The following is a 12,962-nucleotide window of genomic DNA, read 5'->3' on the forward strand; positions in this document are numbered from 1 at the left end:
ACCGATTCATTGAGATCGCAGCACGAGTCATTATGATAATGATACTTGTTATCGTTATTAGTGATTTTTTGTATGTTACCATGACTCCCGGACTCAATGATGAGGAAAATGGGTGCAAAAAAGCGACGTTATGAACAAACCCTCCCACTTTATCGATCTCAGCCTGCTGAGAACCCACCCCGCCTTTCGCGCCATTTTTATCGCCCGCTTTATCTCCATCGTCGCCCTCGGCATGCTGGCGGTGGCGGTACCGGTTCAGATTCAGCAGCTAACGCAGTCGCCGCTGCTGGTGGGTCTGGCGGTGACGCTGGCCAGTGCCGGCATGTTTATCGGCCTGCTGACCGGCGGCGTGCTGGCGGATCGCTATGAGCGCCGACGTCTGATCCTGTTTGCCCGATCCACCTGTGGCCTGGGCTTTGTCGCCTTATGCATCAATGCCCTGCTCCCTTCGCCGTCGGTGATCGCCGTCTTTGTGCTGGGACTATGGGATGGTTTTTTCGGCGCGATAGGCGTCACCGCGCTGCTGGCGGCGACGCCGGCGCTGGTCGGGCGTGAAAACCTGATGAAAGCAGGTGCGATTACCATGCTGACGGTGCGATTTGGCGCGATTCTCTCACCCGCCATTGCCGGACTGGTCATCGCGCAGGGCGGTGTGGCGTGGAACTACGGACTGGCGGCGTTCGGCACGTTGCTGACGGTGTTAACCCTGCTGCGGTTGCCGCGGCTTGCGCCACCGCCGCAGCCGCGTGAGCATCCGCTGAAAGCACTGGTCAGCGGCGTGCAATTCCTGTTTGCCAGCCCGATCGTTGGCATGGCGGCGCTGGTCGGCGCGCTGGTGACGTTAGCCAGTGCGGTGCGCGTGCTCTATCCGGCGCTGGCGCCACACTGGCAGGTCGGCGTGACGGAGTTAGGGCTGATGTATGCCGCCGTTCCGCTGGGTGCTGCCACAGGTGCCCTCACCAGCGGACGGCTGGCACAGTCACCGCAGCCGGGCCGCCTGATTCTGGCGAGTGCTATTGCTGCTTTCGTCGCGCTGGCTCTGTTCAGCCTGATGCCGTGGTTCAGCGCGAGTCTGGTCTGCCTCGCGGCCTTTGGCTATTTCAGTGCCATCAACAGCCTGGTGCAGTACGCGCTGATCCAGACGCTGACGCCTGATGCGCTGCTCGGCAGGATCAACAGCCTCTGGACAGCGCAGAATGTCACCGGCGATGCGATAGGTGCAGCGATGATTGGCGCGATGGGTTCACTGTTGTTGCCGCAGCAGGCGGCCAGCCTGGCTGGTCTGGCAGCCACCGTGCTGGGCATCGTCATGTGGCTGCTGATGGCGCGTCTGCGTCGCTATCAACCGCCTGCACCGGCGGAAACGGGATCATGATTTAACGAACAACGTCTCCAGCCGCGTCAGCAAATTGCTGGCGCTGTAGTAGTCGAGCCGGAAGCTATCTAGCCCCAGCGCATAGACCGCTTTTGCGCGCACCGCTGGGGTCTGCGCCAGGAAAGGGTTGCTCATCACCTGTGCGGCGGTGGGCTCTTCGGCGGCAAACAGCAGATATGATTGACCATTAAGGCCTGCCGCCAGATTTTCTCCTGACAGTTGCAGGATATCTTTACGCTGTCCCATGCTGTGACCAGCCTGAAGAGTGGCCGGCGGCGTCGCCAGGGTGAAGCCCAGTTGCTGCAGTAATTTCCCCTGCGCCGACGCATCCGTCCACAGATTGACTGCCCGGCCATCCCCGTTCCACACCATCGCTGAAACCGGCTGCGGCGGCAGGGTCAGCTTCGCTTTCAGAGCCTTTTCTCGCGCATCAAACTCAGCTTTCCGGGCGGCAGCTTCCGCTTCATGCCCGGTCGCCTCACCCAGCAACGTCACCAGTTGCTGCCAGCTTTTATCGTCGTAATTCACCACCAGCACCGGCGCAATCGCCGCAAGCTGATCGACCAGTTTGATCGCCGAATCATTCCCGGTGGCGCTGACCACAATCAGGTCTGGCGCTTCAGCAGCAATCGCTTCTGCACTGGGCTCACCAATGTAGAGACGTTTTACGCCGCGCTGTTTGGCCACTTCGCCCCACTGACGGAAGAATCCCTGCTTATCAGCCAGCCGACTGCCGGGTGCAGTTGCGCCACTGGCGACGACCGGCGCATCAATCGCCAGCAGCGAGCCTGTCAGGGTAACGCTGGTCGAAACAATACGCATTGGTGCCTGGGTCAGTGTGATATTGCCTGTTGTCCCGGCGACAGTTCGCGGCCAGCCGGTCTGGGCAGCAGCGGTAACACTGAACAGGCTGATGCTCAGGAAAAACAGCGCTATCGCCGATGTGACACCATGTTTACTCATAGATTTTCGTCCACTTTTACCCGGAAAAAGAGAGAGACCATTTGTGCTGATTTAACCGGCCATGCCAGCTGAATCGCCGCGTAATTATTGACACTTTCGGCTAATCAACGTAGGTTACTGGCCCACAATACAAATGATAATCATTATTAGTTATCTTATCATTTATAGGTGGAAATTATGGTGGAATCGCTGGCGTTTGAACATCCCTTGTTGCAGGATTTCCCGGCACTCTGCCGTGGCTTTCTGTTTACCTCTCCCTGGCAAAGCCTGACCACACAGGGCTGTTTTACTACCCTTACCGCGCCGGTGAAGCAGGGTGAGCAGCTGACAGGGGAGTTTCAGCAGCAACTACAGCACCATTTTGCTTCAGCCAGAAAACAGGGCATTGCCCATCCCATTCTGGTGGGTGCAATCCCCTTCGACGTGGATCAGCCCGCTGCGCTGTTTATCCCTGAGTCGTATCAGACCTTTAACCGTGACGATCTCAACGCCAGTGCCTCTCTAACTGAGGCTGAACTGCCGCAGGTACGTCGCCGCACGGCGGTGCCGGACCATGACATTTTCATCGACATGGTTGCGCAGGCGGTGGCGGCTACGCAGCGCGGCGATCTGGATAAAGTGGTGTTGTCGCGGCTGATGGATATCGTGGCGGAACAGCCGGTTGATACGGCCGCCCTGATGCAGCGCATCGTGGCGCAGAACCCTAACAGCTATCACTTTCATCTGCCGCTGCCCGATGGTGGCGCGCTGGTTGGCGCCAGCCCGGAACTGATGATTCGTAAGCAGGGCCGCCAGTTCAGCTCCTGTCCGCTGGCCGGTTCAGCGCCGCGTCATCGCGATCCGCAGCGTGACCAGGCCTCTGGCGACAGCCTGATGCACTCAGCAAAAGATCGTCATGAGCATAAGCTGGTCACGGATGCGATGCGCGCGACGCTGCAACCGCGCAGCCGCCTGCTGTCGGTCCCCGAGACACCCTCACTGCTGACCACTGCAACATTGTGGCATCTCGCTACGCAGATTCAGGGTGACGTGCTGGACGATCGCGAAAATGCGCTGTCACTGGCCTGTCTGCTGCATCCGACACCGGCCCTCAGCGGCTTCCCGCATCAGCGTGCTCAGGCGCTGATTCAGCGACTGGAGCCATTTGAACGTCAGCTGTTTGGCGGCATCGTCGGCTGGTGTGACGATCAGGGCAATGGCGAATGGGTCGTCACCATTCGCTGCGGTACGGTGAATGGCCCGCGGGTGCGGCTGTTTGCGGGCGCAGGCATCGTAGCGGACTCACAACCTGAATCAGAATGGCGTGAAACCGGCGTCAAACTCGACACCATGCTTCGCGCTTTTGGACTGCAATAAAGGAACCTGTATGACGATTTCCTACAGCCGCTGGCCGGACGATCTGGCCGCACGTTACCGTGAAAAAGGCTACTGGCTCGATCTGCCGATGACCGATATCCTGGAACGTCATCGCGACAGCGAGAGCGTGGCGGTGATTGATGGCGAACGACAATTTACCTATCGCCAGCTGGCGGCGCTGAGTGACAACCTGGCCGCGGCATTGCAGCGTCGCGGCCTGAAGTCAGGCGATACGGCGCTGGTGCAGCTCGGCAACGTGGCGGAATTTTACCTGACGCTGTTTGCCCTTTTCAAAACCGGCGTTGCCCCGGTTAACGCCCTGTTCAGCCATCAGCGCACCGAACTGGCCGCCTATGCCAGTCAGATCTCGCCGAGCCTGTTAATTGCCGATCGCAGCCACGCACTGTTCGCCGATGATGCGTTTATTACGCAACTTTGCCGCGATCAGCGTTCACTCCAACAGGTGATCCTGCGTAATGATGCTCAGACGGAAAACAGCCTCGACGCCCTGCTGGCTGAACCCGCGGGCAACTTCATCGCAACCCCGACCGCAGGCGATGAAGTCGCCTTTTTCCAGCTGTCGGGTGGCAGTACCGGTACACCGAAACTGATCCCACGTACCCATAATGATTACTACTACAGCATCCGTGAGAGTGACGTTATCTGCGATGTTACCGCCGACACCCGCTACCTGATCGCCCTGCCCGCCGCGCATAACTTCCCGATGAGTTCGCCGGGCGCGCTGGGCGTTTTTTACGCGGGCGGACAGGTGATCTTAGCCGCCGATCCCAGCGCAACGCTCTGCTTCCCACTGATTGAAAAGCATCAGGTCACCGATACCGGCCTGGTTCCGCCCGCCGCCAGTCTCTGGCTGCAGGCGATTCAGGAATGGGGCAGCAATGCTGCGCTGGCCTCGCTGCAACGCATTCAGGTCGGTGGCGCAAAGCTGGGCGAAACGCTGGCCGCGCGCATCCAGAACGAGATCGGCTGCACCCTGCAGCAGGTATTTGGTATGGCGGAAGGTCTGGTGAACTACACCCGACTGGATGACGATGAGCAGACAATTCTCACCACGCAGGGACGCCCGATCTCCCCGGATGACGAGGTGTGGGTCGCCGACGATCAGGGTAACCCATTGCCAGCAGGCTCCATCGGTCGCCTGATGACGCGTGGTCCTTATACCTTCCGCGGCTACTACAACAGCCCGGAACATAACGCCGCCAGCTTCGATGACCAGGGCTTTTACTGCTCTGGCGATCTGATTGAGATCACGCCCTCGGGCAACATCATCGTGCAGGGCCGGGAGAAAGATCAGATCAACCGGGGCGGCGAAAAGATCGCAGCCGAAGAGATCGAAAACCTGCTGCAGCGCCATGCGGATGTGATCCACGCTGCACTGGTCTCCATGAGCGACGAGCTAATGGGCGAAAAGAGCTGTGCCTTTATCGTCACCCGTCAGCCGGTTAAACCGGTGGCGCTGCGTCGTCACCTGCGTGAACTTGGCGTGGCAGAATTTAAGCTGCCCGACCGTATTACCTGCGTAGATACCCTGCCGCTGACCGCCGTCGGAAAGGTGGACAAAAAACGTCTGCGCCAACAACTTGCCGATCAACAAGCGCAAGCCTGATCTGTCCGGAGATTTTCAATGGCTATTCCACAACTGACCTCTTATCCGCTGCCAGCCGCTACCGAGTTGCCCAACAACAAAGTGAAATGGATGCTGGAGCCGGACCGTGCCGCCCTGCTGATCCACGATATGCAGCGCTATTTTCTCAACTTCTGGGGCGAAAATAGCCCGCTGGTTGAGCAGGTAGTCGACAATATTGCCCGCCTGCGTCGCTACTGCAAAGCGCAGGGTATTCCGGTGTTTTACACCGCTCAGCCAAACGCGCAGAGCGATGAAGATCGTGCGCTGCTCAACGACATGTGGGGACCGGGCCTGAATAAACATCCCGATCAGCAGAAGATCGTGGATGCGCTGGCACCGGATGAGGACGATCATGTCCTGACCAAATGGCGCTACAGTGCATTTCACCGCTCGCCGCTGGAGTCGATCCTGCAGGAGATGGGCCGCGATCAGCTGATTATCACCGGCGTCTATGCTCATATTGGCTGCCTGACTACGGCCACCGATGCGTTTATGCGCAATATTCAGCCGTTTATGGTGGCCGATGCGCTGGCTGATTTCAGCCGTGAGGAACATATGATGGCGCTGACCTACACTGCGGGCCGTAGCGGAAAAGTGGTGATGACCGCCGATCTGATGCCTGTGCCACTCAGCAAAGATGATTTGCGCGCGTTGATCCTGCCGCTGCTGGAAGATGATGAGGTGCCGGAAGATGATGAAAACCTGATTGATTACGGTCTGGACTCAGTACGCGTGATGGCGCTGGCGGCACGCTGGCGTCAGGTACATCGTGATATCGATTTCGTCAGCCTGGCGAAAAACCCGAGCATTGATGGCTGGTGGGCGCTGCTGGCGCGGGAGCCGGCGAAATGAGCCACACATTCGACTTCAGCGGTAAAATCGTCTGGGTAACCGGTGCCGGCCAGGGCATAGGCTATCATACTGCGTTAGCCTTTCATCAGGCTGGCGCACAGGTTGAGGCCTTTGATCAACGTTTCAAGGGCCATGATTACCCGTTTCCCTGCCACACGATGGATGTAGCCGATCCGGCGCAGGTCAAAACGATCTGCCAGCGCGTATTGGCCGTGCAACCGCGCATTGATGTGCTGGTCAACGCAGCCGGTATCTTACGGATTGGTGCCACCGATGAGCTGTCGTTTGCCGACTGGCAGGCGTGTCTTAACGTCAATGCGGGCGGCGCGTTTAATCTGTTCCAGCAGACATTGCCACGCTTTCGCGAACAGCGCGCCGGTGCCATCGTCACCGTCGCGTCTAATTCGGCTCACGCCCCGCGTATCGGCATGTCCGCTTATGGTGCTTCAAAAGCGGCGCTGCGCAGTCTCTGTCAGACCGTGGGTCTGGAGATGGCGCCCTATGGCGTCCGCTGCAACATCGTTTCACCGGGTTCCACCGACACCGATATGCAGCGCAGCCTGTGGCACACACCGACGGGTGAGCAGGAGATGATTGCCGGCTTCCCGGATCAGTTCAAGCTGGGTATCCCGCTGGGTAAGATCGCGCAGCCGCAGGAAATTGCAGCCACCGTATTGTTTCTCGCGTCGGATCTTGCCAGCCATGTGACGCTGCAGGATATTGTGGTTGATGGTGGCGCAACCCTGGGAGCCTGATGATGACAGCGATCTGGAAGCGATCCATTGATCTTCCCGCCCTGAATGCGCTGGGTGAGAACTCTCTGGTGGCCCATCTGGGTATCGTTTTTACCCTGATAGGTGATGATTATCTGGAAGCGACGATGCCGGTCGATGCCCGTACGCAACAGCCGTTCGGGCTGCTGCATGGCGGTGCGTCCGTGGTGCTGGCGGAGTCGATGGGCTCAATTGCCGGATATCTGGCGGTTGAGGAAGGCAGCAGCGTGGTTGGCGTAGAAGTGAATGCCAGCCATCATCGTGCGGTTTCTGCCGGTCTGGTGCGGGGAGTTTGCCGTCCACTGCATCTGGGTAAACGCAGTCAGAGCTGGCAGATTGAGATTCGGAACGGTCGGGATCAGCTGTGCTGCAGTGCGCGACTGAGTGTAGCGGTGATGAGCTAGCTGCAGAAAGAACAATGCCCCCTTTCAGGCCTGAAAGGGGGCATTGCATATCATGCTGTAGCAGGCGATCGGTTAACGCTGATAGATAATTTCAACGCCTTCGTCGTCTTCATCATCCCAGTCGTCATCCCACTCTTCATCTTCCACTTCAACCGTGTTTTCAATGGTTTCTTTGTGGTAATCGTCCCACATGAACTCCACTTTCTCCGGCTGCTTCTCTTCAAGCTCCGCTTCTTTCGGATTAGCGTTGATGAAGCTCATCACGTCCCAGCAGAGTTCGTTGACACCGGTACGGCTTGCGGCAGAAATCAGGTAATACTTATCTTCCCAGCCCAGTGCTTCAGCCACCGCTTTAGCCCGTAACTGCGCTTCTTCTTCACTGATCAGATCAATTTTGTTGAAGACCAGCCAGCGTGGCTTGTTGAACAGCTTCTCGCTGTACTTTTCCAGCTCGCCGAGAATGATGCGGGCATTTTCAACCGGATCGCTTTCATCGATAGGGTCGATGTCGATCAGGTGCAGCAACACGCGGCAGCGCTCAAGGTGCTTCAGGAAGCGAATGCCGAGGCCTGCGCCATCGGCTGCGCCTTCAATCAGGCCAGGGATATCGGCCACGACGAAGCTCTGCTCGCTGTCCATACGAACCACGCCCAGGCTCGGCACCAGCGTGGTAAACGGATAGTCCGCCACTTTTGGCTTCGCTGCCGATACGGCACGGATAAAGGTCGATTTACCGGCATTCGGTAAGCCCAGCATCCCGACATCTGCCAGCAGCATCAGCTCCAGCTGCAGATCGCGCTTTTCACCTGGGGTACCCATGGTTTTCTGGCGCGGACTGCGGTTTACAGATGATTTAAAGCGGGTGTTACCCAGGCCATGCCAGCCGCCTTTGCCGACCATCAGTTTCTGACCGTGACGCGTCATGTCGCCCAGTGTCTCGCCGGTACCCTGATCGATAACCCGGGTGCCGACCGGCACTTTAACTTCGATATCTTTACCGCGTTTGCCAGTACAGTCGCGGCTCTGGCCGTTCTGCCCACGCTCGGCGCGGAAAGATTTTTCGAAACGATAATCGATAAGGGTGTTGAGGTTTTCATCAGCGATCAGATAAACGTCACCGCCGTCACCGCCATCACCCCCATCAGGGCCGCCTCTCGGGATATATTTTTCGCGGCGGAAGCTTACGCAACCATTACCGCCATCACCGGCGACGACCAAAATTGTCGCTTCATCTACAAACTTCATTTTCTATCTCCGTCACACAATCGCCTGCAGCACTCTGCAGACGGGTCCGCCAGGGTCTTCTGCGCTGACCAGCGGCGGATAAATCAGGATTGGCTTTCGCCAGTGCGTACATAAAGTGTACAGCAAACTTTTGTGATGCGTCGCTTTTACCGCAACAGACCGCAGAATGTAAAAAGCCCCGCAGGAGCTGCGGGGCCTTCAATTCGTGCGTTCAGACGTCAAACGTCTGCGTCACGACAACCTTACTCAGCAACGATGCTGATGTATTTACGGTTGTTCGGACCTTTAACTTCGAACTGTACTTTACCGTCTGCGGTAGCAAACAGGGTGTGGTCACGACCACAACCTACATTGGTACCGGCGTGGAATTTGGTGCCACGCTGACGAACGATGATGCTACCTGCCAGAACAGATTCGCCACCGAAACGTTTTACACCCAGACGTTTTGCATTGGAGTCACGACCATTTCGAGTCGAACCACCAGCCTTTTTATGTGCCATTTGTCAGATCTCCTCTTATGCCGTGATACCAGTGATTTTCACATCAGTGAACCACTGGCGATGGCCTGCTTGCTTACGGTAGTGCTTACGACGACGAAACTTAACGATCTTAATTTTCTCGCCACGACCGTGAGCAACAACTTCTGCCTTGATCATTCCGCCTGAAACCAGTGGCGCGCCGATTTTCACGTCTTCGCCATTAGCAATCATCAGAACCTGGTCAAACTCAATCGTTTCACCGGTTGCGATGTCCAGCTTTTCCAGGCGAACGGTCTGACCTTCGCTTACTCGGTGTTGTTTACCACCACTTTGGAAAACCGCGTACATATAAAACTCCGCTTCTGCGCTTGCCTTTTAGTTCATCAGGCGGCGCGCTAAATATTCACAATAGGGCGCGAATTCTACGCAAAACTCCAGAAGAAGACAAGAGCACTTTGCACACTCTTGCAGAAAAAAAACACAGGCTGAATGCAACCGTTTCTCAGGCAGAAAATTCAAGTACAATCAGTAACAGATTACCTGAACGCTGGCTGGGTAAAAGCACTTACCATGGCAGAGATAACGAGTCATAGCTGAAAAGACGAATGAACTTAGAACAGATTAATGAATTAACCGCACAGGATATGGCTGCCGTTAACCAGACCATCCTCGACCAGCTGAATTCAGATGTCTCGCTCATCAACCAGTTGGGCTACTACATCATCAGTGGTGGGGGCAAGCGTATCCGTCCCATGATTGCCGTGCTATCCGCACGTGCCATGGGCTACAAGGGCGATCTTCACGTGACCAATGCGGCGCTGATCGAATTTATCCACACCGCCACGCTGCTGCATGACGATGTCGTGGATGAATCCGATATGCGTCGTGGCAAAGCGACCGCGAACGCGGCGTTTGGCAATGCGGCAAGCGTGCTGGTCGGTGATTTTATTTACACCCGCGCCTTCCAGATGATGACCAGCATGGGTTCGCTGCGTATCCTGGCGCTGATGTCAGAAGCGGTAAACGTGATTGCTGAGGGCGAAGTCCTGCAGCTGATGAACGTCAACGATCCCGACATCACCGAAGAGAGTTACATGCGCGTGATTTACAGCAAGACCGCGCGTCTGTTTGAAGCGGCCTCGCAGGCCTCGGCGATACTGGCTGAAGCCACACCTGAAGAGGAAAAAGCGCTACAGGATTATGGGCGCTATCTGGGCACCGCTTTCCAGTTAATTGACGACTTACTGGATTACAGTGCTGACGGCGAGACGCTGGGCAAAAATACCGGCGATGATCTGAGTGAAGGCAAACCCACGCTGCCACTGCTGCATGCTATGCAGCACGGCTCACCTGAGCAGGCGAAGATGATCCGTGAAGCCATTGAGCAGGGAAATGGCCGCCATCTGCTGGAACCGGTACTGGAAGCGATGAATCAGTGTGGTTCACTCGAATGGACGCGCAGCCGCGCCGAACAGGAAGCGGATAAAGCCATTGACGCCTTGCGTATTCTGCCCGAATCGCCGTGGCGCAGTGCGCTGGAGTCGCTGGCGCACATGTCAGTTCAGCGCGATTTCTGATCCCTCACGGAGCCTGACAGGCTCCGTTTTTACGTCCCTGCTCTCACTTCTTTTTGTTATCTCTTAGCTGTTGCACTCCTTTTGCATGCCACCCCACAGATCAGATGCTGGATCCAAATATTACTGGAAACTAATGGGAACTATTTGCTATAAAAACCTCAATCTTTCCAGATAACGGTAAAAAGGAAAGCTCACGTCCTGCTGGACGACGCAATGACAGGGAAAAGGAGAACAGGATATGCAAAAAAGGATGGAAGACTGGCACCCGGCTGACATTATCGCGGCGCTGCATAAGCGTGGAATGACACTCGCGGCGCTGTCACGCGCAGCAGGTCTCAGTTCATCAACGCTGGCTAATGCGCTCACGCGTCCATGGCCCAAGGGCGAATGGTTGATCGCTGACGCGATCAAGGTTCATCCTTGTGAGATCTGGCCCAGCCGCTATTACGATCCCGAGACCCACTGCCTGCTGGATCGCAGAAAACGTATCCGGGCGCCTGTCGATCATTCCGATACCGCCTGAAAACTCAGGCGATCCTCAGGCGAAAAAAAACCAGCCCCCAAAGGGGGCTGGCTCTTTCAGAGCATCTGCGGGATTACTCTTCGCTGACGCGCTCGATGTTTGCGCCCATGGCTTTCAGCTTATCTTCGATGTGCTCATAGCCACGATCGATGTGATAAATGCGATCAACAAACGTCGTTCCTTCCGCAATACAACCGGCCAGAACCAGGCTGGCAGACGCACGCAAATCGGTCGCCATCACCTGCGCACCTGACAGGGTTTCAACCCCATGACAGATCGCCGTGTTGCTCTCAATCTCAGCATGTCCGCCCATACGAATCAGTTCCGGGATATGCATGAAACGGTTTTCGAAGATGGTTTCGGTAATCACGCCCGTGCCTTCCGCAACCATGTTTAGCAGTGTGAACTGCGCCTGCATATCGGTCGGGAAACCTGGATGCGGTGCAGTGCGCACGTTGACCGCTTTTGGCCGCTTGCCGTGCATATCCAGACTGATCCAGTCTTCACCGGTTTCGATATCGGCACCCGCATCACGCAGCTTGGCCAGCACAGCATCCAGCGTATCCGGCTGGGTTTTGTGACACATCACTTTGCCACCCGAAATGGCCGCAGCCACCAGGAAGGTACCGGTTTCGATACGATCCGGCAGGACACGATAAACACCGCCACCCAGACGCTCTACGCCTTCGATGGTGATTTTATCGCTGCCTGCACCACTGATTCTGGCGCCCAGGGTGTTAAGGAAGTTGGCGGTATCGACAATTTCCGGCTCACGCGCCGCATTCTCAATCACGGTGGTACCGGTCGCCAGCGTCGCAGCACTCATGATGGTCACGGTCGCGCCGACGCTGATTTTGTCCATGACAATCAGTGCGCCCTTCAGGCGGCCATTGACTGACGCTTTCACGTAGCCCTCTTCCAGCTTGATCTCGGCACCCAGCTGTTCAAGACCGGTGATGTGCAGATCAACCGGACGCGCGCCGATAGCGCAGCCACCCGGCAGGGAAACCTGACCCTGACCAAAACGCGCCACCAGCGGGCCCAGCGCCCAGATTGAGGCACGCATAGTTTTGACCAGATCGTAAGGCGCACAAAATACATCTACCGCGCTGGCATCGACATGCACAGAACCGTTGCGTTCCACCTTCGCACCCAGCTGGCTCAGCAGCTTCATGGTGGTATCAATGTCGCGCAGCTTTGGCACATTCTGGATCTCGACCGGCTCTTCAGCCAGCAGCGCAGCAAACAGAATAGGAAGCGCGGCGTTCTTTGCCCCGGAAATGGTTACTTCACCACTTAAGCGGGTGGGGCCTTGCACACGAAATTTGTCCATTAACACGGCTCTCAATTAACTAGCTAAAGATTGGACTCGCCAGCGACGAGTTCACCCCGCTGGGGATCAGAAACCGTTGAGTTTACGGTCACGCGCCCATTCAGCGGGAGTATAGGTTTTGATAGAGACAGCATGAATGCGGTTATCCGCGATAAATTCCATCAGCGGCGCGTAGACAGCCTGCTGCTTTTTTACGCGGCTCAGTTCGCCAAACAGTTCGCCTACGGCGATCACCTGAAAATGGCTGCCATCATTGCTCATCACATGCACTTCATCTAAAGGCAATGCTGCCATCAGCACGGCCTGAATTTCACTGTTTTCCATTGGGCTTAACTTCACTTAATAATAATAAGGCTGACATAGTAGAGGAAAGCGGCTGACTCTTAAATACGCAAAAGCCCCTGTTGAAAACAGGGGCTTAGCATAACAACCGG

At 56.5% G+C, this 12,962-nt stretch carries 14 protein-coding genes; 8 read left to right on the forward strand and 6 right to left on the reverse strand.

The features are described from left to right. Positions 1-130 precede the first annotated feature (130 nt). The gene (gene entS / locus ACK13D_RS06785) at positions 131-1,375 is read left to right on the forward strand and encodes an enterobactin transporter EntS (protein WP_061703666.1); all 1,245 of its coding nucleotides are present in this window, start codon (positions 131-133) and stop codon (positions 1,373-1,375) included. Here entS and fepB read toward each other — a convergent pair. Then, entirely contained in the window at positions 1,370-2,338 is a 969-nt protein-coding gene (fepB, locus tag ACK13D_RS06790) for a Fe2+-enterobactin ABC transporter substrate-binding protein (protein WP_418795994.1), read from the reverse strand. The two genes, entS and fepB, sit on opposite strands and share 6 nt — an antisense overlap. A gap of 177 nt (positions 2,339-2,515) precedes the next feature. On the opposite strand from fepB, the gene ACK13D_RS06795 reads away from it, so the two are divergent. From ACK13D_RS06795 to ACK13D_RS06815, 5 genes are read left to right on the forward strand one after another with little or no spacing between them, the layout of a single operon-like run. Continuing rightward, positions 2,516-3,694: an isochorismate synthase gene (locus ACK13D_RS06795; protein ID WP_418795995.1), complete on the forward strand. Its 1,179-nt coding sequence runs from the start codon at positions 2,516-2,518 to the stop codon at positions 3,692-3,694. Between the two features lie 10 nt (positions 3,695-3,704). After that, positions 3,705-5,321 carry a (2,3-dihydroxybenzoyl)adenylate synthase gene (locus ACK13D_RS06800; protein ID WP_418795997.1) on the forward strand — a complete coding sequence of 539 codons (1,617 nt, stop codon included), beginning with the start codon at positions 3,705-3,707 and terminating at the stop codon, positions 5,319-5,321. A gap of 18 nt (positions 5,322-5,339) precedes the next feature. After that, positions 5,340-6,194, forward strand: a complete 855-nt coding sequence (locus ACK13D_RS06805; RefSeq protein ID WP_061703563.1) for an isochorismatase family protein — start codon at positions 5,340-5,342, stop codon at positions 6,192-6,194. After that, the gene (dhbA, locus tag ACK13D_RS06810) at positions 6,191-6,949 is read left to right on the forward strand and encodes a 2,3-dihydro-2,3-dihydroxybenzoate dehydrogenase (RefSeq protein WP_022625267.1); all 759 of its coding nucleotides are present in this window, start codon (positions 6,191-6,193) and stop codon (positions 6,947-6,949) included. Before ACK13D_RS06805 ends, dhbA begins: the two co-directional genes overlap by 4 nt. Positions 6,950-6,951: 2 nt before the next feature. Next, on the forward strand, positions 6,952-7,371 hold the full coding sequence (locus ACK13D_RS06815; protein WP_418796063.1) for a hotdog fold thioesterase: 420 nt from the start codon (positions 6,952-6,954) through the stop codon (positions 7,369-7,371). A 72-nt stretch (positions 7,372-7,443) separates the two neighbouring features. Here ACK13D_RS06815 and cgtA read toward each other — a convergent pair whose 3' ends face one another. From cgtA to rplU, 3 genes are all read right to left on the reverse strand, one after another. Next, entirely contained in the window at positions 7,444-8,616 is a 1,173-nt protein-coding gene (cgtA, locus tag ACK13D_RS06820; protein ID WP_191920111.1) for an Obg family GTPase CgtA, read from the reverse strand. A 242-nt stretch (positions 8,617-8,858) separates the two neighbouring features. Beyond that, positions 8,859-9,116 carry a 50S ribosomal protein L27 gene (rpmA, locus tag ACK13D_RS06825; RefSeq protein ID WP_003851093.1) on the reverse strand — a complete coding sequence of 86 codons (258 nt, stop codon included), beginning with the start codon at positions 9,114-9,116 and terminating at the stop codon, positions 8,859-8,861. Positions 9,117-9,131: 15 nt separating this feature from the next. Continuing rightward, positions 9,132-9,443 carry a 50S ribosomal protein L21 gene (gene rplU / locus ACK13D_RS06830; RefSeq protein WP_008925416.1) on the reverse strand — a complete coding sequence of 104 codons (312 nt, stop codon included), beginning with the start codon at positions 9,441-9,443 and terminating at the stop codon, positions 9,132-9,134. A 257-nt stretch (positions 9,444-9,700) separates the two neighbouring features. Here rplU and ispB point away from each other — a divergent pair, with 257 nt between their 5' ends. Both ispB and ACK13D_RS06840 read left to right on the forward strand, forming a co-directional pair. Beyond that, on the forward strand, positions 9,701-10,672 hold the full coding sequence (ispB, locus tag ACK13D_RS06835) for an octaprenyl diphosphate synthase (protein ID WP_031592018.1): 972 nt from the start codon (positions 9,701-9,703) through the stop codon (positions 10,670-10,672). A 238-nt stretch (positions 10,673-10,910) separates the two neighbouring features. Then, a complete protein-coding gene (locus ACK13D_RS06840) occupies positions 10,911-11,195 on the forward strand; it encodes a helix-turn-helix domain-containing protein (protein WP_022625265.1) in 285 nt (94 codons plus the stop codon). Positions 11,196-11,268: 73 nt separating this feature from the next. On the opposite strand, the gene murA is transcribed toward ACK13D_RS06840, so the two are convergent. Both murA and ibaG read right to left on the reverse strand, forming a co-directional pair. Then, positions 11,269-12,528, reverse strand: coding sequence for a UDP-N-acetylglucosamine 1-carboxyvinyltransferase (murA, locus tag ACK13D_RS06845; protein ID WP_010251868.1), 1,260 nt, complete (start codon positions 12,526-12,528; stop codon positions 11,269-11,271). Between the two features lie 66 nt (positions 12,529-12,594). Then, complete coding sequence (gene ibaG, locus ACK13D_RS06850; protein WP_010251880.1) at positions 12,595-12,852, reverse strand: BolA family iron metabolism protein IbaG; 258 nt, start codon at positions 12,850-12,852, stop codon at positions 12,595-12,597. Between the last annotated feature and the right edge of the window lie 110 nt (positions 12,853-12,962).

Source organism: Pantoea sp. K16, from assembly GCF_048452805.1.
Classification (GTDB): Bacteria; Pseudomonadota; Gammaproteobacteria; order Enterobacterales; family Enterobacteriaceae; genus Pantoea; species Pantoea agglomerans.

Bases quoted from the DNA above. Each gene is read 5' to 3' on its own strand.
- ibaG (WP_010251880.1), bottom strand. From the start codon at position 12,852: ATGGAAAACAGTGAAATTCAGGCCGTGCTGATGGCAGCATTGCCTTTA.
- ACK13D_RS06815 (WP_418796063.1), top strand. From the start codon at position 6,952: ATGACAGCGATCTGGAAGCGATCCATTGATCTTCCCGCCCTGAATGCG.
- murA (WP_010251868.1), bottom strand. From the start codon at position 12,528: ATGGACAAATTTCGTGTGCAAGGCCCCACCCGCTTAAGTGGTGAAGTA.
- cgtA (WP_191920111.1), bottom strand. From the start codon at position 8,616: ATGAAGTTTGTAGATGAAGCGACAATTTTGGTCGTCGCCGGTGATGGC.
- rpmA (WP_003851093.1), bottom strand. From the start codon at position 9,116: ATGGCACATAAAAAGGCTGGTGGTTCGACTCGAAATGGTCGTGACTCC.
- ispB (WP_031592018.1), top strand. From the start codon at position 9,701: ATGAACTTAGAACAGATTAATGAATTAACCGCACAGGATATGGCTGCC.
- rplU (WP_008925416.1), bottom strand. From the start codon at position 9,443: ATGTACGCGGTTTTCCAAAGTGGTGGTAAACAACACCGAGTAAGCGAA.
- dhbA (WP_022625267.1), top strand. From the start codon at position 6,191: ATGAGCCACACATTCGACTTCAGCGGTAAAATCGTCTGGGTAACCGGT.
- ACK13D_RS06805 (WP_061703563.1), top strand. From the start codon at position 5,340: ATGGCTATTCCACAACTGACCTCTTATCCGCTGCCAGCCGCTACCGAG.
- entS (WP_061703666.1), top strand. From the start codon at position 131: ATGAACAAACCCTCCCACTTTATCGATCTCAGCCTGCTGAGAACCCAC.
- ACK13D_RS06840 (WP_022625265.1), top strand. From the start codon at position 10,911: ATGCAAAAAAGGATGGAAGACTGGCACCCGGCTGACATTATCGCGGCG.
- fepB (WP_418795994.1), bottom strand. From the start codon at position 2,338: ATGAGTAAACATGGTGTCACATCGGCGATAGCGCTGTTTTTCCTGAGC.
- ACK13D_RS06800 (WP_418795997.1), top strand. From the start codon at position 3,705: ATGACGATTTCCTACAGCCGCTGGCCGGACGATCTGGCCGCACGTTAC.
- ACK13D_RS06795 (WP_418795995.1), top strand. From the start codon at position 2,516: ATGGTGGAATCGCTGGCGTTTGAACATCCCTTGTTGCAGGATTTCCCG.